This window comes from Pseudomonas hefeiensis (assembly GCF_030687835.1).
Taxonomy (GTDB): Bacteria; Pseudomonadota; Gammaproteobacteria; order Pseudomonadales; family Pseudomonadaceae; genus Aquipseudomonas; species Aquipseudomonas hefeiensis.
Map to the genome: position 1 here is coordinate 6,377,374 of NZ_CP117449.1, position 20,262 is coordinate 6,397,635.

General features: G+C 59.4%; 19 protein-coding genes and 1 pseudogene. 11 read left to right on the top strand and 9 right to left on the bottom strand.

The genetic code is table 11. From position 1 onward, the window contains the following. The first annotated feature begins 87 nt into the window (after positions 1 to 87). Complete coding sequence (locus PSH57_RS28790) at positions 88 to 495, top strand: SMI1/KNR4 family protein (protein ID WP_003187120.1); 408 nt, start codon at positions 88 to 90, stop codon at positions 493 to 495. Between the two features lie 22 nt (positions 496 to 517). Here the strand turns inward: PSH57_RS28790 and PSH57_RS28795 are convergent, their stop codons facing one another. Then, positions 518 to 2,281 (bottom strand): cation:proton antiporter, encoded by a 1,764-nt coding sequence (locus PSH57_RS28795; RefSeq protein WP_305386985.1) that lies wholly within the window; start codon positions 2,279 to 2,281, stop codon positions 518 to 520. Positions 2,282 to 2,538: 257 nt separating this feature from the next. On the opposite strand from PSH57_RS28795, the gene PSH57_RS28800 reads away from it, so the two are divergent. Beyond that, entirely contained in the window at positions 2,539 to 3,024 is a 486-nt protein-coding gene (locus PSH57_RS28800; protein ID WP_305386986.1) for an acyl-CoA thioesterase, read from the top strand. Positions 3,025 to 3,082: 58 nt separating this feature from the next. Here PSH57_RS28800 and pdxY read toward each other — a convergent pair whose 3' ends face one another. Further along, positions 3,083 to 3,955 (bottom strand): pyridoxal kinase PdxY, encoded by an 873-nt coding sequence (gene pdxY / locus PSH57_RS28805; protein ID WP_305386987.1) that lies wholly within the window; start codon positions 3,953 to 3,955, stop codon positions 3,083 to 3,085. A gap of 119 nt (positions 3,956 to 4,074) precedes the next feature. On the opposite strand from pdxY, the gene PSH57_RS28810 reads away from it, so the two are divergent. After that, positions 4,075 to 4,497 carry a DUF3301 domain-containing protein gene (locus tag PSH57_RS28810; protein ID WP_305386988.1) on the top strand — a complete coding sequence of 141 codons (423 nt, stop codon included), beginning with the start codon at positions 4,075 to 4,077 and terminating at the stop codon, positions 4,495 to 4,497. A 12-nt stretch (positions 4,498 to 4,509) separates the two neighbouring features. Here PSH57_RS28810 and PSH57_RS28815 read toward each other — a convergent pair whose 3' ends face one another. Further along, on the bottom strand, positions 4,510 to 5,475 hold the full coding sequence (locus PSH57_RS28815; RefSeq protein ID WP_305386989.1) for a CobW family GTP-binding protein: 966 nt from the start codon (positions 5,473 to 5,475) through the stop codon (positions 4,510 to 4,512). 27 nt (positions 5,476 to 5,502) lie between these two features. Here PSH57_RS28815 and PSH57_RS28820 point away from each other — a divergent pair, with 27 nt between their 5' ends. After that, positions 5,503 to 5,856 (top strand): NADH:ubiquinone oxidoreductase, encoded by a 354-nt coding sequence (locus PSH57_RS28820; protein WP_256229549.1) that lies wholly within the window; start codon positions 5,503 to 5,505, stop codon positions 5,854 to 5,856. Here PSH57_RS28820 and PSH57_RS28825 read toward each other — a convergent pair. Next, the gene (locus PSH57_RS28825; protein WP_305386990.1) at positions 5,853 to 6,503 is read right to left on the bottom strand and encodes a DUF1826 domain-containing protein; all 651 of its coding nucleotides are present in this window, start codon (positions 6,501 to 6,503) and stop codon (positions 5,853 to 5,855) included. The two genes, PSH57_RS28820 and PSH57_RS28825, sit on opposite strands and share 4 nt — an antisense overlap. Then, on the bottom strand, positions 6,503 to 7,711 hold the full coding sequence (zigA, locus tag PSH57_RS28830; RefSeq protein WP_305386991.1) for a zinc metallochaperone GTPase ZigA: 1,209 nt from the start codon (positions 7,709 to 7,711) through the stop codon (positions 6,503 to 6,505). Before zigA ends, PSH57_RS28825 begins: the two co-directional genes overlap by 1 nt. A gap of 163 nt (positions 7,712 to 7,874) precedes the next feature. Between zigA and PSH57_RS28835 the strand changes: the two genes are divergently transcribed. From PSH57_RS28835 to PSH57_RS28855, 5 genes are all read left to right on the top strand, one after another. Further along, complete coding sequence (locus PSH57_RS28835; RefSeq protein ID WP_305386993.1) at positions 7,875 to 8,267, top strand: glutamine synthetase; 393 nt, start codon at positions 7,875 to 7,877, stop codon at positions 8,265 to 8,267. A 124-nt stretch (positions 8,268 to 8,391) separates the two neighbouring features. Then, the gene (gene folE2, locus PSH57_RS28840) at positions 8,392 to 9,288 is read left to right on the top strand and encodes a GTP cyclohydrolase FolE2 (protein WP_305386995.1); all 897 of its coding nucleotides are present in this window, start codon (positions 8,392 to 8,394) and stop codon (positions 9,286 to 9,288) included. Further along, positions 9,285 to 9,953, top strand: coding sequence for a metal ABC transporter ATP-binding protein (locus PSH57_RS28845; protein ID WP_305386997.1), 669 nt, complete (start codon positions 9,285 to 9,287; stop codon positions 9,951 to 9,953). Before folE2 ends, PSH57_RS28845 begins: the two co-directional genes overlap by 4 nt. Beyond that, complete coding sequence (locus tag PSH57_RS28850) at positions 9,953 to 10,819, top strand: metal ABC transporter permease (protein ID WP_305416251.1); 867 nt, start codon at positions 9,953 to 9,955, stop codon at positions 10,817 to 10,819. The genes PSH57_RS28845 and PSH57_RS28850 overlap by 1 nt, the downstream gene beginning before the upstream one ends. An 11-nt stretch (positions 10,820 to 10,830) precedes the next feature. After that, on the top strand, positions 10,831 to 11,706 hold the full coding sequence (locus PSH57_RS28855) for a metal ABC transporter substrate-binding protein (RefSeq protein ID WP_305386999.1): 876 nt from the start codon (positions 10,831 to 10,833) through the stop codon (positions 11,704 to 11,706). A gap of 105 nt (positions 11,707 to 11,811) precedes the next feature. Here PSH57_RS28855 and PSH57_RS28860 read toward each other — a convergent pair whose 3' ends face one another. After that, a complete protein-coding gene (locus PSH57_RS28860) occupies positions 11,812 to 12,333 on the bottom strand; it encodes a DUF3617 domain-containing protein (RefSeq protein WP_305387000.1) in 522 nt (173 codons plus the stop codon). Positions 12,334 to 12,474: 141 nt separating this feature from the next. Here PSH57_RS28860 and cls point away from each other — a divergent pair, with 141 nt between their 5' ends. Next, positions 12,475 to 13,914 (top strand): cardiolipin synthase, encoded by a 1,440-nt coding sequence (cls, locus tag PSH57_RS28865; RefSeq protein WP_305416253.1) that lies wholly within the window; start codon positions 12,475 to 12,477, stop codon positions 13,912 to 13,914. A 15-nt stretch (positions 13,915 to 13,929) separates the two neighbouring features. On the opposite strand, the gene cfaB is transcribed toward cls, so the two are convergent. After that, positions 13,930 to 15,117, bottom strand: coding sequence for a C17 cyclopropane fatty acid synthase CfaB (gene cfaB / locus PSH57_RS28870; RefSeq protein ID WP_305387004.1), 1,188 nt, complete (start codon positions 15,115 to 15,117; stop codon positions 13,930 to 13,932). Between the two features lie 318 nt (positions 15,118 to 15,435). On the opposite strand from cfaB, the pseudogene lpdA reads away from it, so the two are divergent. Next, positions 15,436 to 16,838: pseudogene (gene lpdA / locus PSH57_RS28875) on the top strand (dihydrolipoyl dehydrogenase). Between the two features lie 70 nt (positions 16,839 to 16,908). Here lpdA and PSH57_RS28880 read toward each other — a convergent pair. Beyond that, positions 16,909 to 19,059, bottom strand: a complete 2,151-nt coding sequence (locus PSH57_RS28880) for a hypothetical protein (protein ID WP_305416255.1) — start codon at positions 19,057 to 19,059, stop codon at positions 16,909 to 16,911. Next, positions 19,046 to 20,239, bottom strand: coding sequence for a DUF3142 domain-containing protein (locus PSH57_RS28885; RefSeq protein WP_305387007.1), 1,194 nt, complete (start codon positions 20,237 to 20,239; stop codon positions 19,046 to 19,048). The genes PSH57_RS28880 and PSH57_RS28885 overlap by 14 nt, the downstream gene beginning before the upstream one ends. Between the last annotated feature and the right edge of the window lie 23 nt (positions 20,240 to 20,262).

Consider the following 20,262-nt stretch of genomic DNA (forward strand, 5'->3'; position numbering starts at 1 on the left):
GTTTTCTATTTCGCGATTGCATCTATTGCGAGCTACTGTATAAACCGCTCCATATAAACCGCGCCATGAGAAAGAGGATCCCCGGACGTGGAAGAAATTATCGAACAACTGCGTGAAGCCAACGAACCTGTACCGGTTCCACTTGAGTTGCCTGATGAAGACTTGCTGGTGGAAATCGAAGAGCAGTTGTTCATCGACATTCCATTCGTGTTCAGAGAGTTTTTACTGACGGTCAGCGATGTCGTCTACGGCAGCCTGGAGCCCGTCACCGTCACCGACCCGCAGTCCCACACCTATCTGCCAGATGTGGCCGCCAATGCCTGGGATGCCGGTGTCGACCGTAGCCTGATCCCGATCTGCCAGGACGGCGACGACTATTACTGCGTCGAAGAAGACGGGACCGTGGTGCTGTGGCAAGCCGAAGAAGAGCTGATTGCCGAAGAAACCTGGGAATCGGTCTGGCACTGGGCCCGGGACGTCTGGCTGGAGAGCTGATCCGCCGGGTACCCGCCGCCGGTCAATGCCCGGATGATTCCTTGTGATTGTCCAGGGTTTCCAGCAAAGCCACCTGCATCCGCGTATGCAGGCGAATGAACCAGCGCCAGAGCAGTGCCGCCACGGCAGTCGCTACCACGGCGATCAGTACGAGCAACTTGTTGGTCGGCAGAATGCTGGCCGACAAGGCTGCCAAGAGCAGGAAAATCATCAGCAGCGAGAGAATCGGGATCACTTCGGCGATCACCCGACGCACGCGCTGGGTGTGGCGGCCGGCCATCTCCGGCTTCACGCCCATCTCCGCCAGCAGCATCGACAACGCCTTGAGCTTGCGATACGCGGCAATCAAAAACGGCAGCGACAACAACAACGCCCCGCCCCAGATCAGCGCTTTCTGCCAACTCGGGTCGCTGATCCAGGCTTGCAGATAAGCCGACATCTGTTCGGCAAAGTAGCCACCGGCGATAAAAATCGCGATGACCAGCGCCAAGTTGACGCCCACCTGCAGCAAAATCCGCCGGATCATGGCGGCCACCAGCGCGCCCTCCCCTTGGGGTTGAATGCTGCGCAGCCACTCGCCATACATCCCCAGCACTCGCGACAACCGTTGTGGCATGACGGCAGCCAGCCTGACCGATAAAGGGTCGGCGGCCCGGATCAGGTAAGGCGTCAGCAGAGTAGTCAGTACCGAAACCGCGACTGCTACCGGATAAAGGAAATCGCTGGTGACCTGCAGGGTCATCCCCAGCGACGCGATGATGAAGGAAAATTCGCCGATCTGTGAAAGGCCCATCCCGACTCGCAGTGAAGTGCGCCCGTCGTTGCCAGCAATAAAGGCACCGAGGCCGCAGGACAGCATCTTGCCCAACACCACTGCGGCGGTGATCACTGCAATCGGCCAAGCGTATTGGAGCAATATGACCGGATCGAGCATCAGGCCGATGGCCACGAAGAAAATCGCGCTGAACAGGTCACGCACCGGCTCCACCAGCCGCTCGATTTTCAGCAACTGTCGCGACTCGGCCATGATCGCGCCGATCAGAAACGCTCCCAATACCATGCTGTATTCCAGCTTTACCACCAGCAGGCAAAAGCCGAAACACAGGCCCAGCACGGTGATCAGCAACATCTCGTCGCTGTCGAACTTCGCCACGTAAGCCAGCAGTCTCGGCACCAGCAAAATGCCGATCACCAGGGCGACAATCATGAATAACGACAATTTTCCGACCGTGGAAAACACCTCGCCGGAGCTGACCGTACCGCTGACAGCGATACTCGACAGCAAGGCGATAATGCCTATGCCCAGGATGTCTTCGACGATCAAGACCCCAAAGATCAACTGCGCAAAGCGCTCGTTCTTCATCTTCAGGTCATTGAGGGCTTTGACGATGATGGTGGTCGAGGAGATGGCCAGGATTGCCCCGAGGAACAACGAATCCATGGTGTTCCAGTCGAACCAGCGCCCGATTTCGTAGCCGATCCAGATCATCAAGACAATTTCGAGGAACGCCGCGATGAACGCCGTGGCGCCCACCTTGAACAACTTGCGCAGGCTGAACTCCAGCCCCAGATAAAACATGAGGAAGATGACCCCCAACTCGGCCAGGGTCCTGATCGTATCTTCGTCGTGGATGAAACCGAACGGCGGCGTATGCGGGCCGATGATGAAGCCGGCAACGATGTAACCCAGCACCACCGGTTGTTTGAAACGGTGAAAGAGTACGGTGACCAGCCCCGCTGCCATCATGATGATTGCCAGGTCTTGAATAAAGCTGATGGCATGCATGGTGGGGCTCCCTGTTCAAATGACCCATCACAGAGCTGGATAAGTCCGTTTCCTTTGTAGGAAATACCCCCGCAAGGGGCTTTTGAAGGGTAACACCGCGACTTCCGACAAAAAGACAGTGCAATATATGGAAACAGATCCGCCGGGGCGTGACGGCAACCACAGGCGCAGCGTCCCGATATCGGTGGTTTGAAAAACCTTCCAGCACCCGCAGAGGTGCCCTCCCCGAAATTGCTGCCTTGAACCGTGAGTACGTTATGGAACCCGGAAACGCCCAGCTGTCGATGACGGTGTTGATGACCCCCGATATGGCCAACTTCTCTGGCAATGTCCACGGCGGCACCTTGCTCAAATACCTCGACGAAGTCGCCTACGCCTGCGCCAGCCGTTACGCCGGACGCTATGTAGTGACGCTGTCGGTTGACCAGGTGATTTTTCGCGAGCCGATTCATGTCGGCGAACTGGTGACGTTTCTGGCGTCGGTGAATTACACCGGTAACACGTCAATGGAAGTGGGCATCAAGGTCGTGACGGAAAACATTCGTGAACGCTCGGTGCGCCACACCAACAGCTGCTTCTTCACCATGGTTGCGGTGGACGACCAGAGAAAACCCGCCGCCGTCCCGCCATTGCAACCGCAGAACAGCGAAGCAAAACGCCGTTACGAACAAGCCCAGCAGCGTCGGCAGATTCGCCAGGAGCTGGAGAGGCGGTATCAGGCAATCAAGGCGGACGGGCCTTAACCGATAGACCGAGCGCGCCCGTCACGAGCAAGGTCGTTCCCGCAGCGATTCACGTTGATCAGAGAGTAATCGGAACCGCCTCGAACCTTACCCGAGGATGGACAATCCGGTCCTGGGCGCGTACCAGTTCCAACTCGTAACTGGCACACGCCTGGGTTTCCAGCAGTACTTCATGCACGGCTGCAGCAGTGAATTCGAGCGCCGCCACCAGGCTGTCCCCCAGCAACACCCGCGCCAGGAACAGCCCCGACGTCAGATCGCCCACGCCCACCGGCTGGCGAGGGAAAGCCAGTAACGGCCGGCGCAGATGCCAGCTACCGTCGGCGGTCACCAACAACATTTCGAAGCTGTCCTGCGGCTTGCCGGGATAGGCCAGATGCTTGACCAGCACGGCCTTGGGCCCGCGGGCCAACAGCGAACGGGCCATGGCCAGGCAGTCCAACAGCGACTGCGCCTTGCGTCCCGAAAAACTGTCCAGCTCCAGTTGGTTCGGGCACATGATGTCCGCCACGCAAGCAGCTTCTTCCAAAAGGAAATCGCTCACCTCGGGCGCCACGATGCAACCCTTCTCCGGATGCCCCATGACCGGATCACACAAATAGATCGCCTTGGGATTGCACGCCTTGATCCGCGTCACCCCGGCCAGAATCGCCCGTCCTTGGGCGGCGCTGCCCAGGTAACCGGAGAGCACCGCATCACAATTGCCCAGCTCGCCGATTGCTGCGATGCCCTCCACCAATGCCGGTATCTGCTCAGAGGCAAGCACGTCGCCGGTCCACTGTCCGTACTGAGTGTGATTGGAAAATTGCACGGTGTTGAGCGGCCAGACGTTCACCCCAACCCGTTGCATCGGAAAGACTGAAGCGCTGTTACCGGCGTGACCAAACACCACATGGGACTGGATGGCAAGCAGATGAGGGGTACGTTTCATGCGGGATGTGTCCGTAAAACGAATGAAATTCAAGCCGCGCAGTATGCGACTAAACGCAACCTGTACGACAGACCGGGGACACAGTTAAGCTGACAGCAACTTGTAGGAGCACTTCGTTCATGCTGACCCTTGGAAATATTTTCGTGCTGATGCTATTGGCCACCGCCGGCGCCTGGCTGTGGCACAACCATGGCTTGCGCGAACGGGCGTTGGCGAGGGTCATGCAACATTGCGCCAACCTCAAGATCGAGCTGCTGGACGGCAACGTGGCGCTGAAAAAAATCGGGTTCGTCAAAGACGCCAGCGGACGCCGGCGCCTGGCCCGTATCTATAACTTCGAATTCACCGTCACGGGTGAATCGCGCCATTCGGGCACCATTACCCAGTTCGGGGCTCACAGCGCGCAAATCGAGCTGGCGCCCTACCCAATGCCGTTCGAAGAGGCAGCGCCGACACCGATCGAACCGGTCCAGACCAGGCCCAGGGCCGAAGTCATCGAATTGAGTCAGTGGCGCCAGGAACATAACAAGTGGAAGCCTTGAAGCAAGGCTGACTCACGGGCACCGACAATTCGCCAGACCGGCTTGTAGCGCTGCCACGTCTTGAGGTTCACCAAAAATCAATTCGATCCGTGAGTCCTGGCGCCACTCGCTGGCCTGCCACTGCAGCGTCGCGCCCTCCAGCGCATTGGCTGAAACCCAGCCATCGGCGCTGTGGATAACCATCTTCGCCCGTTTCCAGCCCCAGCCTTGCAGCCAGCGCGTCAGTGTCACCGTGTCCAGTCGCTGACTCGGATGCCAGCGCCAGCCAATACTCCAGCCGCCGTCCTGTCGCTGATGCAGGCAGATGGGCGATGTCGGGTCGCTCCAGACGGCCGACATCTGTCCCACGCCCTTGGGTAGATTCACGTTATCCACAACCCCGCTTCCGCGAGCCGCAAGACCTGGCAGTCGATTGATCGGCAACGCTGCCTGTCGGGTCCAGTACAGCGCAATCTCTGGCAGTTGCGCAGCAACGGCGAGGCGTTCGGTTTCGCTCAGGTGTTCGGATTTGTTCAGCACCAGCAACCCGGCATTGTCCAGGGTTTGTCGCTGCGCATCGGGCAACGGCGTGCCATCCGCCATCGCGCGGGCATCCAGCACCAACACGCAAGGCTGAACCGCCAGCACGCCGAGCCATGGCGCTTCGTTCAGTTGCCGCATCAGCTGCGCCGGATGACCCAGCCCGGAGGGCTCGATAAACAGTCGATCCGGGCGCGCCTTGCGCAGTAACCGAGCGAGGCCGATCTGAAATGGCGCGCCGTTGACGCAACACAAACACCCCCCGGCCACTTCGCCCAGTGCGATACCATCGGCAGTCTGGGTCAGTAACGCCGCGTCCAGGCCGATTTGACCAAACTCGTTGATCAGCACCGCCCAGCGCTCATTCGCCGGGCGCTGCGCCAGCAATTGCTTGATCAGACTGGTCTTGCCAGCACCCAAAGGGCCTGCGATGACGTGGGTGGGGATGTTCTGCAGCATAATCGGCGGCTTTCGATGGAGGTGAATATGCGGTTAATCGGCTGTTTGTTATTGGCGCTGACGTCGAACCAGGCGCTGGCCCAGGCTTGTGTCGTGCATAGCCAGGCAGAACGGCTCGATGTAAAAGTCTGCCAGCAGAACCGCAATATTCCGCAGAAACTGTTCGCCGACGGCTTCTGCCAGCCAAACCTTGCCGGACAAAAAGTCGAGGTACAGTACGTCGATCAATGCCCTGGTGGCGCGTTTGGCATCTGCAGCAACGCCCAAGTCGCCAATATGCCTTACCGCCAGGATATTCACTATTACGGCGTGGCCACCGATGCAGCCTATCTGCAGCCGTTTTGTGAAGGAAAAAGCCAGGGCAACTGGCTCAAACCTTAGGCGAGCCAATCCAGAGTAAGGATCAATCGACGCTGCCCCGGCGTCAGCTGCGGCGAGCGATGGATCAGGCCCATGCCCTCATTACCGTGCCACTTCTCGCCTTTGAGCAGCGCCACATCGCCGCAGGCAAGCTGCTGAACCGCACGCGGATCACCCGGCTCAGCCTCGGGTTGCGCCAGGCGTCGACGATCCATTGCGCCTTCTTTTAGCCACTGGCTGCCAACGCCGGCGTATGTGGTAATCAGCCGTACCGGCACATGGTCGACGTGAAAGCGCGGGCACATAGCCTTATCCAGCGTTCGCAGGCGCAGGCCGACACGTCTGGCACCTAGCAGACAGGCAAACGCACTGACCAGCCAGGAGACATCAGCGATGAAGCCTTCATAGCCATGCAGATCGCGAAAGCCTGCGGCGAGACCTTCCAGGGCCGGTTGAGCGTCCTCCTGCGGTAGATCGATCACCAGCGATTCGGCCAGGGGCTGATCCATGGAAAGCACCATTGCCGCAAAATCGCTGATGTGCGCCGGTAGCTGACGTTGCCAGACCGTTAGATTGGTATCGTCGTCCAGAATTTGCGTCAGGATCCGCGGGGTATCGCCCTGAGCCTGGCGTACCTGCACTTCCCGCTTCTGACTGGGCGCCAGCATCACGCTGCGACCTCGTCATGCCAGGAGCCGAACGGGTCCGGCAGCAAACGCCAACTGTCGACACCCAGGGCCATTTCCGCGTCGCTGAGCAGGCAAGCGTCCAGTTCGGCGGTCAGTTGCGTGAAGTCGATATTCTGGCCGATGAATACTAGCTCCTGCCGGCAGTCACCAGTGGCGGGAAGCCAGTTTTTCAGGATGGCTGCGGTACTTTCTTCATCTTGCGGCCACTGGCTTTTCGGCACAAACCGCCACCAGCGCCCGGCGAATCCATGCCGCATCAAGCCACCGGCCTGGGACCAACTGCCCGCTTCCTCATGTTTGCTGGCCAGCCAGAAGAAGCCCTTGGAGCGCAGCAGCTTGCCATTGGTCCACGGACGGTCGATAAAATTGAAAAAGCGCTGGGGATGGAATGGCCGGCGCGCCCGGTATGCTGCCGAAGCGATGCCATATTCTTCGGTTTCGGGCACGTGTTCACCGCGCAGCTCCTGCAGCCAGCCCGGTGCTTGAGCCGCGCGTTCAAAGTCGAAAAGCCCTGTGTCGAGGATCTTCTCCAACGGTACTTGGCCCATGACCATGGGAATAATATGCGCCTGGGCGTTGAGCCGTTCCAGAATCGCGATCAACTCCTCCCGTTCGTGACGGCCGATCAAGTCGATTTTGCTGATCAGAATCACATCGGCGAACTCGATCTGCTCAATCAGCAGATCCGTGATAGAACGCTCATCCTCCTCCCCCAGGGTTTCGCCTCGTGAAGCGAGGCTTTCGGCAGCCTGGAAATCCAGCAGGAAATTTACGCCATCGACCACCGTCACCATCGTGTCGAGCCGCGCCACATCAGCCAGACTGCGGCCTTGTTCATCACGAAAAGTGAAGGTTTCCGCCACCGGCAAGGGTTCGGAAATACCCGTGGACTCGATCAGCAGATAGTCGAAGCGGCCTTCCCTGGCGAGCTGGCCTACCTCTTCCAGCAGGTCTTCACGCAACGTGCAGCAAATGCAGCCGTTACTCATCTCTACCAGTTTCTCTTCAGCCCGGCTTAGGGTGACATCTCGCTGGACTTCGCTGCCATCGATGTTGATCTCGCTCATATCGTTGACGATCACAGCAACGCGCAGGTTGTCGCGATTACGCAGGACGTAATTGAGCAATGTGCTTTTACCGGCGCCGAGAAATCCGGACAGCACGGTTACAGGGAGACGATTGGGCACCGGGTATATCCTCATCTTCGGGCCGCGCTGACGCGGTTGAACGCATGTCGCGGCTCTTTTCTTCAGGCTTGGGTTCGGTTCAGGATCTATGCGTTTTTAATGTTATAGTATAACAACAGAGTTTAACCAGTCTCCGCTGCTCAACCGGTCCGAAATAAAAAACATGCTCAATTTTCTGAAATTCGTATTCGCAAGCCCGATGCTGCTGTTGGCGCTGGAAGCCTCAGCCCAAAGCCCTATGTTGGCGAACTGCACTCGCAGCGCGAATTTACTGGCTTGTGTTGATGGGCAAGGCAATGCCTACAGTGTCATGACGGCCGGAAACACCCTTTACCTGCGTGGATTTGAAGTGACTGGCCGCCGCTATTGGGTGCAAACCACTAGTCGTTACGGCCAGCTGACGTTCTTTACCGGGATAGCTTCTGACGGAGAGAGCTGGGTTGGGTACAGCCGGCGCGTGGGCTGGACGACAATCAATCGTTTCTCAAGCTCGGGTGGTAGCACTGGGAAATTTTTGTGCGGACGCATAAGCGGTTGCCAGGATGCACCACGCTGATGTTTCACGTGGAACGGTTCGAAAGCCATCCCCGAGCAAAATGAAACTGCGTTCATGTAATAGTGCTCGCGGCACATATCGTTATAGTATAACGTGCGCTTTGTGCCTATGACGGACCTTGAATATGAATGCGTTAACTCTGCCGGACGTTGCTGCGCAGGCTTCGCGCCAGGCCCTGCCCCTCGATTGGGTAGGCATGTGCGGCATCGCGGTACCCGTATTGATCGACGGTCAGCGTCTCAACGCGATCGCCGATGCCGGTGTCAGCCTTGACGACGGTGAAGCCCGTGGCATTCATATGTCACGCTTGTACTTGGCACTCGAGGTGCTCGAAAACACCGCGCTATCTCCCAGGCTGTTGCGCCGGATCCTGCAGCAATTCCTCGACAGTCACGCAGGCCTATCCCACGCTGCCTCGCTGGGCATTCGCACCGATCTGCTGCTCAAGCGTCCAGCGCTAGTCAGCCCATTGGCTGGCTGGAAGCGTTATCCAATCAATATCGAAGCCCAGCTAAAAAATGATGTGTTCCACGTGGAACTGAACATCCAGATTCCCTATTCGTCTACCTGCCCTTGCTCGGCCGCACTCGCTCGTCAATTAATCCAGCAGCAATTTGTAGACGACTTTGCCAATAAAGCGCTCGACCACGCCGGGATCCTGGCTTGGCTAGGCTCATCACAAGGCATCGTCGCCACGCCCCACAGTCAACGCAGCACGGCCACCGTGAATGTGAAGCTGAACGCCAGTGTCGACGAGTTGCCACTGCTGTCGTTCATCAACGAAGCCGAAGCAGCCCTCGGCACAGCCGTACAAACCGCCGTGAAACGGGCAGACGAACAAGCCTTCGCGCTCGCCAACGGTCAAAACCTGATGTTCTGTGAAGACGCCGCTAGGCGGTTAAGCATGGCTTTGAGGCGATCACCCGACATCGCCTCCCTCGATGTGCGAGTGGTTCACGCCGAAAGTCTGCATGCCCATGACGCCGTGGCGCAAAGCCGTTGGGTCAGGGAGGCACTGTGATTCGTTGCCAGGCCTTACGCTGGGGCGCCCCCGGCCACCCCCTCACGCCGCCGTTGAATATAGAACGGCCGGCGGGGAGCCTGACGGCCATCGTCGGTGCCAACGGTTCAGGTAAAAGCAGCCTGCTGAAAGTGCTGGCCGGTCTGCAAAAACCTTTATCCGGTACAGTCACGCTGGATGTCCCACGTCGCGGCAGCGTCTCGTTTCTGGCGCAACAGCAACATCTGGACCGGCAATTTCCAATCAGCTTGCAAGAACTAGTGGCGGCGGGATTCTGGGGTAGCAGGCACACGCCAGCGATGCGCCGCCATCGATTGAACGCCGTACTGCAAGACTGGGCTTTGGATGGCCTGGAGCACCGCTCGTTGATGGCGCTGTCGGGAGGCGAGCTGCAACGCGCCCTTCTCGCCCGCTTGAGTCTGACCGACGCACCGCTACTGTTGCTCGACGAACCCCACGCTGCCCTCGACGAGCAAGGTCAGGCGCTATTGTGGAAGCACCTTCATGGCTGGCACGCCGAAGGCCGCACCCTGGTGGTGGTTTGTCATGACCTCGCTGCGGTGCGCCAACATATTCCCCATACATTACTGGTCAGCCAGGCCGGCTGCACGCTGGGCCGCAGTGTCGATTTGATTACCCAACAACCCCTCACGCAGGTGGCCTGATGCTCACGGCCACCCACCTCTGGCTACCCTTTCAGGAATTTGTCTTCATGCGCCGGGCACTACTGGGCGGCCTGGTATTGGCGTGCAGCACGGCACCGCTTGGAGTGTTTTTGATTCTGCGACGGATGAGTCTGATCGGCGACGCCGTTGCTCACGGCATCTTGCCCGGAGCAGCCCTGGGTTTCTGGTTCGCCGGGCTGAGCTTGCCAGCCCTGACGCTGGGCGGCCTCGGTGCAGGCTTGAGCATGGCCGGGTTGGCCGCCTGGATTACCCGTCGCACCGGCCTGCGGGAAGACGCCAGCCTGGCGGCGATATATCCCATTTCCCTGGCCGCCGGCGTGCTGATTCTCGGTATGGCCGGCAAACGCCTGGACTTGCTTCACCTGTTGTTCGGCTCCGCACTGGCGGTAGATGGCCCGACGCTCACCGGCATGCTCTGGGTTTCGGGGATCAGCCTGGTCGCGATGGCACTGATTTACCGACCGCTGTTGCTAGACACCCTGGATCCTCTTTTCCTGCAAACCGTCAGCCGGCTAGGCCCTTTGGCCCATGGCGTGTTTCTGACCCTGGTCGTGTTGAACCTGGTCATCGGCTTCCAGGCGATCGGCGCGCTGATGGTGGTAGGCCTGATGATGTTGCCTGCTGCTGCTTCACGATTCTGGAGCCGCCGCTTGCCGGTTCTGATGGGAGTCGCGGCGCTGCTTGGATCTCTATCGGTGTGGCTCGGCCTGCTGTTGTCATTCCACTTCTCGCTACCCAGCGGGCCGGCCATCGTACTGGTGGCAGGCGCGTTTTATCTGCTGTCCGTGGTATTCGGTCCGATGCACGGTTTGCTGCGCCGCCCGCCTTTACTCACATCCCAATGAGGTGTTTCCCCATGCGCGTTCTGCTCGTGCTGTTCAGTCTGATGCTGTCCTTGTCCACATCTGCCGCCGAAAAGCTCCAGGTGGTGACCAGCTTCAGCATCCTTTCCGACATGACCCAAGAGGTCGGCGGCGAGCATATCCAGATCACCAACCTGGTCGGACCTGACGCTGATGCACACACCTACGAACCCTCGCCGGACGACGCCAAGGCGTTGCTCAGCGCCAAACTGATCATCAAGAATGGTCTGGGTTTTGAACCGTGGCTGGATCGCCTAGTCACCAGTACCGAAACCAGCGCACCAGTGATCAGCGCCAGCCGCGGCGTTATTCCTCGTTCGCTGGATGAAGAGGGTGAGACCGTCCCCGACCCGCATGCCTGGCATAACCTGGCAAACGCCGAGTTGTTCGTCAGGAACATCACCAAGGCGCTGGAAACCGCCGACCCGACCAACAAGGCCGACTACGAACGCAACAGTCAGGCGTATCTGAAAAAGATCTATGCACTGCTCGCCGAAGCCAAGGCGAAGCTCGCAGCGTTGCCACCAGGAAACCGCAAGATTGTGACGTCCCACGATGCTTTCGGTTATCTGGGCCAGGCCTATGGCATTGAGTTTATGGCGCCGCAGGGTCTGTCCACTGAACGGGAGCCCTCGGCCGCGGACGTCGCGGCGCTGATTACCCAGATACGCAAAGCGAAAGTAAAAGCCGTGTTCATGGAGAACATCAAGGACGCGCGCCTGCTCAAGCAGATAGCGGCTGAAAGCGGTGCGCACATCGGCGGCACGCTGTACTCCGATGCGCTCGCGGCCAGCGGACCGGCCAGTACCTTCATCGGTCTGTTTGAGTACAACCTGAATACTTTGTACGACGCGTTGAGCCGGCCATGATTTGCCAGCGCCGTTGAACAAACTTCTGTGGCAGCAAAGCTTGCTCGCAATGCGCACGAGCCCTGCTGCCACAGATCAACCCAACGATATACACCAGAAGGGGATTCAAGCCCGCGGCTTGACCGTTCCGCAATCCTGCCCCAACCACACGGCGCGAGTGTCCAGGCTGCCGTTCTGCTGAATACCGGTGGCGTTGAACGTGCCGTTTACCGTCGTAGTGAATTCCCGATCGCTCTGGAATGTCGCGACCCCATTGCCTTGGGCCTTCGGACAACTGAAACGAAACTTCCACTGATTACCGGTGCGATCGGTGATCTGCTGCTTGCACCCAGATTGCGGATCTTGCAGCGGAATATCATTGGTCTGGACCTGCTCCGGAGTCAGGCATACCCGAATACCCTTTCCGCCCATGGTGATGCCCTGCTTTTCCAGCATCGCCCGTTGTTCTGGGGTTATCTGGTTTTGCAGTTGGCCAAGAATCAATTGCAGGTCCGGCAGATTCTGGTTGTCGACCTTCATATTGCTTGTAGTCAGTTCCCATAAACCTGGTTGAAGCATCTGCGCCTGAGCCGCCACAGAAACCGACAAACCCACCGTCAGGGCCAAACCCAGCAGACAAACTTTCATCACAAGCACTCCAGAGGACAGGTGGCCGTTAGACGTCGCCTACAAGCTTCGGTTCAGGCTCGACAGGCGTGAATTAAATAGCGACATCCGCCGTGGAACATGGTCTGTTAAGCATTGAAACTTCAGGAGCAAGGCTGCCCCATGGATTACTTCGGCCCGCATGTTTTCGGTTACCTGATCGCACTGCTTCACACTTTGGGTTCCATCGCTGCCGTTCACGCGGTGCTGACGGTACGGACCGCTCAGGGTTCCATCGCCTGGGCCCTGTCGTTGGTATTTATCCCCTACCTGACGTTGATTCCCTACCTGGTTTTCGGCCGTAGTACGTTCGACGGCTATATCAAGGCGCGCCGGCAAGCCAACGAAGAAATGCGCAAAGCCGTCTCCGAGCTGAACTGGCGGCCATGGGTAGAAGAAGCCCTCACCGCCCGCGCCTCTCAGGCCTACGCCTCGCTACGGGCGATGCCCAAGCTGGGGCGCACGCCGTGCCTGGCGAACAACCAGGTACGATTGCTCATCAATGGCTTTGCCACATTCGAGGCGATTTTCGAGGCCATTGATAACGCCCGCCAAGCTGTGCTGATTCAGTTTTTCATCATCCACGACGACCGCCTCGGTCAACGTCTGAAAACGCTGCTCTTGAAGAAAGCCGCCGAAGGTGTCGCGGTGTATCTCCTGTACGACCGCATTGGCAGCCATTCCCTGCCCCACCGCTACGTCCAGGCGCTGCGCGATGGCGGCGTCCATGTCAAAGCGTTCGCCACCCGTAGCGGCTGGCTCAACCGATTCCAGGTCAACTTTCGCAACCACCGCAAAATCGTCGCGGTGGACGGCGTCTTGGGCTTTGTCGGCGGGCATAACGTGGGCGATGAATACATGGGTGAAAAGCCGCCCTTGGCGCCGTGGCGCGATACCCATGTGGAAGTACGCGGGCCCGTCGTGGCGAGCATGCAAGAGTCGTTTGCCGAAGACTGGTTCTGGGCGGACCGTTCATTGCCACCGCTTATCCTGCCGGACACGTACCCTGACGACGGTGTGCTTTGCCAGTTGCTGGCCAGCGGCCCGGCCGACGCCTACGAAACCTGCTCATTGTTTTTTGTCGAGGCGATCCATGCGGCCAGCGAGCGAGTCTGGATCACCACGCCATACTTCATCCCTGACGAAGCGGTATTCGCTGCGTTGCGTCTGGCGGTATTGCGTGAGGTGGACGTGCGCATCTTGCTGCCTTCACGACCGGACCATAAGGTCGTCTACGCGGCGTCGAGCCTGTACGCGTTCGAAGCAGTACGGGCCGGGGTACGGGTGTTTCGTTATGAGCCGGGTTTTCTGCATCAGAAAGTCGTGCTAATTGACCGTGAAACCAGCGCCATCGGCAGCGCCAACCTGGACAATCGTTCGTTCCGGCTCAATTTCGAGGTGATGTTACTGACCGTGGATATCTTGTTCGCCACTGAGGTCGAGCAGATGCTCGAGAACGACTTCGCCCAAGCGCTGGAAATCGACAAACAGGAAAGCCGGGAGACCCACCGCCTGCAGAAGATCGGCATGCGGATCGCCCGGCTTATTTCCCCGATACTCTAAGCGGCTGACATCTGGTCAAGGGGTGTAGATGTCATCGCGAGTCCAAGGCAACTCATGGCTGCCATCGGCATGTGTTTTCACTGCCAGGATCTGGTGCAAATTGATCCAGCCCTTGGCGAATGCGTAGGCGCATCCGGCCAGATAAAGGCGCCAGATCCGTAACGCTTGCTCCGGCACTTCTTTGGCGGCCGCCTCAAGGTTATCTTCCAGTCGCTCACTCCAATGATCGAGCGTGCGAGCGTAATGCATACGCAGGCTTTCCACGTCGACAATCTCCAACCCCGCTTCGCTGATCTGGGCAGAAATCATCGACAGATGCGGCAGCTCGCCATTGGGGAACACATATTTCTCAATGAATTCACCCGCGCCCCGTCCGACCGGGCGACCGTCAATGTGCTTGGCGGTGATGCCATGGTTCATCACCAAGCCACCCTCGCGAACCGCACCGAATAGTGTTTTGCAGTACTGCTGAAGGTTGGCGTGGCCGACGTGCTCGAACATGCCGACGCTGATCACCTTATCGAAGCGGCCGTCCTGGGGCAGGTCCCGGTAGTCGAGCAACTGCAACTCCACTTGATCCTCCAGCCCCTGCGCCTTGACCCGCTCCCGAGCGAGGGTCAGTTGCGCCTGGCTGAGAGTAATGCCGAAGACCCTGACGCCGAACTCCTGGGCCGCGTAGCGGGCCAAACCACCCCATCCACAACCCACATCCAGCAGATAATCACCAGGCTGCAGACGCAGCTTTCGACACAAGTGGCGGAACTTGGCTTGCTGGGCTTGCTCAAGGGTTTCGCTGCCGGTCTCGAAATAGGCACAGGAATAAGCCATGTCACTGTCGAGCCATAGCTGATAGAACGCGTTGGAGAGGTCGTAATGATAGGAAATTGCCTTGGCGTCGGTTTCCTTATCGTGAACTGAACGCACCGGTTGATTCGCGCCATCGTCCTCCACCAGTGCCTGACTCAGTTCATCGCAGACGCGAATGACTTCGTTGATCGAACCTTCGAGTTCCAGCTTGCCCTCTACAAACGCCGCCCCCAGCGCACTCAGGCTGGGGTGGGTGAATTGCGCGACCATTTGTGGGTCCTTGACCACGATCGTAACGCTGGGATCGGCACCCAACGTAAATTCATGGCCGTCCCAGAGCCGCAGCCGAAGCGGTAAATGCAGATTCTGTAAGGCCGGTGGAAGTTGCGCGAGCATGAGGTATCCCCCTTGTTTCAGACGTCTGAAATGAGGTTAGACCATCCTAGAAAAATAGCCGGCTATCGAATTTATAGCCTTTTTCTATCGCGGTACCCCACTCCTCCTTCTATGGGTCATTTTCAGCATTTAAATCTCTGGGGTGTGTTTGACCTGAATAAGGCCAGCCAACAAAAGACCGGCACCCTGAAAAAACCATTTGTTCCACGTGGAACCAAACTCAGCAACCAACCCATCTCAACCCTGGCCCTTGACCGAGGTATTCGAAAACGCACACATTACGCTCATAATTTTCTCAAGCCGAGCGGGAGTGGAGCAATGAGCAATTACGATGTAATCATCCTGGGCGGCGGCCCCGGTGGGTATAACGCAGCGATTCGCGCTGGGCAGTTAGGCTTGAAGGCCGCCTGTGTCGAGGGCCGAGCCACCTTGGGCGGCACCTGCCTGAACGTCGGTTGCATGCCCTCCAAAGCGTTGCTCCATGCTTCGGAGCTGTATGAAGCGGCCATGGGAACGCAATTCGCCAATCTGGGCATCGACGTCAGCCCCACCCTCAACCTTGCACAAATGATGAGGCAGAAAGATGAGAGCGTGGCGGGCCTGACCAAGGGTATCGAGTTTCTGTTTCGCAAGAACAAGGTCGAATGGATCAAGGGCTGGGGCCATATCGACGGGCCCGGCAAAGTGACGGTCACCGGTGAAGACGGTGGCAAGACCACACTGAGCGCCAAGGACATCGTCATCGCCACCGGTTCCGAGCCCACTCCCCTGCCGGGTGTGGAGATCGATAACCAGCGCATCCTCGACTCTCCACCGGTGCGTTGTCCCTAAGTGACGTGCCGCGTCACCTGGTGGTGATCGGCGCGGGCGTCATCGGCCTCGAATTGGGTTCGGTCTGGCGGCGCCTGGGCGCCCAGGTTACGGTGGTGGAATACCTCGATCGTGTCTGTCCTGGTGTGGATGGCGAGGCCGGCAAGACCTTGCAACGGGCCCTGGGCAAACAAGGCATCCAGTTCAAACTGAGTTCCAAAGTCACCGGCGCCACTTCCTCGGCCAGCGGTGTGCAATTGCAGGTTGAGCCTGCAGCGGGCGGCGAGACGCAGACCCTGGACGCGGATTATGTACTGGTCGCCATTGGCCGTCGGCCGTATACCCAAGGGCTGGGGCTTGAGAACGTCGGCCTCAGCACCGACAAACGCGGCCTGCTCGCCAATAAGGGCCACCGCACCGAAGCGCCCGGCGTGTGGGTGATCGGCGACGTGACATCCGGCCCGATGCTGGCCCACAAGGCAGAAGACGAGGCCATGGTCTGCATTGAACAGATCGTCGGCAAGGCCGGCGAGGTCAACTATGAGCTGATCCCAAACGTTATCTACACCCGTCCAGAACTGGCCAGCGTCGGCAAGACCGAGGAACAGCTCAAGGCTGAAGGCCGTGCCTACAAGGTCGGGAAGTTTCCGTTCACGGCCAACAGCCGGGCGAAGATCAACCACGAGACCGAAGGTTTCGCCAAAGTACTGGCTGATGAACGGACCGACGAAATCCTCGGCGTACACCTGGTGGGGCCAAGCGTCAGCGAGATGATCGGGGAATACTGCGTCGCCATGGAGTTCAGTGCCTCGGCCCAGGACATCGCCCTGACCTGCCATCCACACCCTACCCGCTCGGAAGCCTTGCGCCAGGCGGCGATGAATGTCGAAGGGATGGCGACGCAGATGTAATGCGTGAGTTTATCCACAACACGCTGGGAGCAAGGCTTGCTCCCAGCGTGCCTGGATGTACAAACAACGCTTAGCGAGCCGGAATCCGGGCCTTGCGCTGGCGATGGCTGATCAGTCCCAGCCCCAGCGCTACCACCAGCAGGCCACCGGCTATTTGCAGCCAAACCTTATAGGGCCGCAACACCGAACGAATCGGCTCCAGCGCCTGGGTAACGTAGCGTTTGTCCGCGTTGCCAAAGTCAGGATAAGGGCAGTGGTGGCCAAAATCCCAGGCCCAGTCCACGTAAGGGCCGTGTTGCACGTAACGTTGATACAACGCGCGTTGCTCCGCCAGGCTGGAGTTGTACCCCACCGCAGTACACAGCACCGCCGCAAACGCATGGCTGGTATGGGGCAGGTTATCGGCCGCCTGGCTCGCCAATGCCGTGGCGACAAAACGATAGTGATAACGCGCGTCCGGTTGCGCGGCACTGGCCTGCTGGCGTTGCCACTCGCCTTCAGTGATCAGCGGCCCAACCTTCAGTTCAGCGGGCTCAAGGCTATAGTTACCGCCAAAGGTGGCGTAGTCCGGCGCCATCTCATAACCGAGCAGTTCCATACCCTTGGTACGTGCGATCCAGGACGCATTGAAATACGCCTCGGCCCGCCGGGTGGGCCACCACCTGGACTCCGCCTCCTGGCGTAACTGCCCATAGGCTCGAGCCTGGTTCTGTAGTTCGACGTTGTCGAAGTAGTCCGGCGCCTCGTCGTAGCGTTCTTCTCGCAGCAAGCGGCGCCCCAGCAGATTGCGCAGGCTCGCGGCCACCGGCAGTTGCAGGTAATTGTCGCGATCCTGCTGGCTCAACGGCGGCACCGCCGGGACTTGAGCGTCGACGTATTGCTTGAGTTCGTCGACTGTCAGCACCCGCTCAGCGACCGTGGCGGCGTCATACCAATAAAGGCTCTGGCTGCGGTAGAGCTGATCGAAGGCTTGGAGGTAATCGCCCCGTTGCAAGGCCAGGATTGCACTTTCGCCTTCGACCCGACACTTGGGTTGCACCGACTCGTAGTCCCAATCCGGCGTGCGTCGCTCGCCCCACGACTCGTCCTTTGGAAACGCCTGGGCGGCTTTGGCGTAAGCCGCTGCCGCGGCGCCTTTGTCACCGTCGCGCACCGCCAGTTTGGCACGCAGCCACCAGGCCAGCCCGCTATCCCCGGCTTTTCCAAGGAAGGCCTTGGCGGCGGCATAATCGCCTTGTTGATAATTCACCGCCGCCAGGCGGTCGGCATTCTCGAGGCTGTCACGGGTGCTGGCTTGCAGCAATTTGACCAGCCGTTTCTCGCCGGGCGGTTGTTCACCGAATGACCATCCGATACGGCTTAGCAACGAAGCGGTGATCAGTTGCTGCACCGCCTTGCCTTTGAGCAAGCGCATCAAGTGCTCGTCCGGCTGCTCGCTCAGGTCTCCAACCAGTTGTTTCAACGAACTGTAGCCAACCTCGGAGCCCAGCAGGTTCTGGCTGGCGTAGAGTTCAATGGCATTGTTCCAATCGCCACGGGTATAGGCGACCCGGGCTTCTTCGCCGAGGCTGGCAACACCCAACTCCAACGGATCGCTGAAGCCACTGATGCTCATCTGACGGGCCTGACGGAACGCCTCTTGAGCCTGGCCCAGCAATACTGCCGGTTCACCGCTGCCCGCCTCGCTACTCATGGCGAACAATGCTCGTCCCAGAGAATACGCGGCCCAGGTGCTACGCAGTCGGCGCTCGTCAGCGGGCAATGCCAGCAGTTGCTGAAACGCTTCGACGGCCCGCTGATGCTCGCCGACGTTGAAGGCCGCAGCGCCGATCGCATACAACCGCAGTTCGGCAGGCAGATTCGCCGCTTCAGTGGTGACCTGCTGGACGTCGGTCAGCCCCCGCACACGCTCCACTACCGCTTGCTGCGGCGGGGTCAGGCCGAGCCGTTCGGCCTTGTTGCGTTGTTCGACGTAGGCAGGTAAATCACCGTAGCGATGATCCGGGTTGCCCGTCGCATCGGTGGCCGGCTTGAGCCCGGCAATGGCGTGGCCAAGGCGACTGATCTCGAAGCGAAAGCTGCCTTCGGGCAAATCCGCAAGCGATTGGCTGCGGTTATCCAACAGGCGCATCGGGAAATCCGGCCCGCAGGCCAGCACCTGGCCCACCGGCAGGCTGAGGCTCAGGCAGAGCAGGCGACTGGGCCACTTACGGGTGAACATTAGAACCTCCTTGATCAATTTTCGTACAGCGCGCCCAGCCAATGGCACGCTGGGCCCCAGCGGTCAGGCGGCCTTCCTGAATGCGGGTGAAGGTAAGCAGTCCGGAGGTTTGTTGCAACGTGTACCCTGCCAGCGCATCGGCACCTTCGCAGGCGCCAACGACCAGGGTCAGGCGCTGGGGCCAGGGGCTGTCGAGATTGCCCTGGTTAACCAACTCAATATCGTAAAGCCCGCCCTGTTCATGCACACGCAAGGCCAGGTGACTGTCCAGGCGGTCTCCCCGCGCAACGGCGCCGAGGGTGGTCAAGCTCCAGGCGCGTCGGTCATCCGCCAGCGGCAGGCGAAACCAGATCAACCCGGCCAGGTGTATCGGCGGCTCGGCCCGCAGTTCCGCGACCAGCCCGGCCACTTGCTGCGGATCGGCCAGCAGCTCACGACGCTCGCCGCCTTGATCGATCGGCACTTCGCTTTCCACCACCGGCACGCCGCTGTCCTGAGTCAACAGCGCCACGCCGTAGGCTGGCAGGGCCAGATAGAACGGTCGGGTGGTAACACCATTCCAGCGTTCGGCCCAGCGCAAAGCCTGTTTCGGGTCAAACAGCCCCTGCCGGGGATCACTTACCGCGTGGACCTGCAACACACTGCTGTCCACCGTCTGCAGCAGCCCAGGCAGCGCAGGGCTGTCGAGCCAGGCCGGTAGCGCCGTGATGCTCAGCCCCAGCGTAGCGGGCAGGGTTTGCCGTAATCGGGTCAAAAATGCGCCGTAGGCAGGCAACCGTGCATTGCCGGCGTCGTGGTCGATCTCTACCCCCACCGGGGCCAGGCCCTGGGCTTGCCAGTCGCTCAGCAGTTGCTGGATCTGCGCAATCACATCGTCCTGATCCAGAAGTTTGAGCTGACCGTCCAGGCGTATCACTGCGATCAGCGGTCGACCGTCAGTCTTGAGCAGTTGCGGATCGATCCGTGCGCGGCTCCAGCCGGCCTGCGGAAAAGCCTGTAAGGCAAGAATGCGCAGGCTGGAAAAATCCTTATGGCTTTGCCGCAGCGCCGGCGCGTGGGCCGGCGTCCACTGGCGCTGCCAGACATAGAGCTGTTGATCGAGAACCGAGGCCGGGGACTGTTCGCAGCCGCTTAAAAGCAATGCGGCAAAGGTCAGCGATAGCCGGAAAAGAAAAACCATGGAATTTCAGCCCCCAAAAAAGG

Excerpts from the sequence above, each read along its gene's own strand:
- PSH57_RS28795 (WP_305386985.1), bottom strand. The coding sequence starts at position 2,281 with ATGCATGCCATCAGCTTTATTCAAGACCTGGCAATCATCATGATGGCA.
- PSH57_RS28825 (WP_305386990.1), bottom strand. The coding sequence starts at position 6,503 with ATGCTGGCGCCCAGTCAGAAGCGGGAAGTGCAGGTACGCCAGGCTCAG.
- PSH57_RS28800 (WP_305386986.1), top strand. The coding sequence starts at position 2,539 with ATGGAACCCGGAAACGCCCAGCTGTCGATGACGGTGTTGATGACCCCC.
- PSH57_RS28850 (WP_305416251.1), top strand. The coding sequence starts at position 9,953 with ATGCTCACGGCCACCCACCTCTGGCTACCCTTTCAGGAATTTGTCTTC.
- PSH57_RS28820 (WP_256229549.1), top strand. The coding sequence starts at position 5,503 with ATGCGGTTAATCGGCTGTTTGTTATTGGCGCTGACGTCGAACCAGGCG.
- PSH57_RS28855 (WP_305386999.1), top strand. The coding sequence starts at position 10,831 with ATGCGCGTTCTGCTCGTGCTGTTCAGTCTGATGCTGTCCTTGTCCACA.
- PSH57_RS28880 (WP_305416255.1), bottom strand. The coding sequence starts at position 19,059 with ATGTTCACCCGTAAGTGGCCCAGTCGCCTGCTCTGCCTGAGCCTCAGC.
- PSH57_RS28885 (WP_305387007.1), bottom strand. The coding sequence starts at position 20,239 with ATGGTTTTTCTTTTCCGGCTATCGCTGACCTTTGCCGCATTGCTTTTA.
- PSH57_RS28810 (WP_305386988.1), top strand. The coding sequence starts at position 4,075 with ATGCTGACCCTTGGAAATATTTTCGTGCTGATGCTATTGGCCACCGCC.
- cfaB (WP_305387004.1), bottom strand. The coding sequence starts at position 15,117 with ATGCTCGCGCAACTTCCACCGGCCTTACAGAATCTGCATTTACCGCTT.
- PSH57_RS28860 (WP_305387000.1), bottom strand. The coding sequence starts at position 12,333 with ATGAAAGTTTGTCTGCTGGGTTTGGCCCTGACGGTGGGTTTGTCGGTT.
- folE2 (WP_305386995.1), top strand. The coding sequence starts at position 8,392 with ATGAATGCGTTAACTCTGCCGGACGTTGCTGCGCAGGCTTCGCGCCAG.
- PSH57_RS28815 (WP_305386989.1), bottom strand. The coding sequence starts at position 5,475 with ATGCTGCAGAACATCCCCACCCACGTCATCGCAGGCCCTTTGGGTGCT.
- PSH57_RS28835 (WP_305386993.1), top strand. The coding sequence starts at position 7,875 with ATGCTCAATTTTCTGAAATTCGTATTCGCAAGCCCGATGCTGCTGTTG.
- pdxY (WP_305386987.1), bottom strand. The coding sequence starts at position 3,955 with ATGAAACGTACCCCTCATCTGCTTGCCATCCAGTCCCATGTGGTGTTT.
- cls (WP_305416253.1), top strand. The coding sequence starts at position 12,475 with ATGGATTACTTCGGCCCGCATGTTTTCGGTTACCTGATCGCACTGCTT.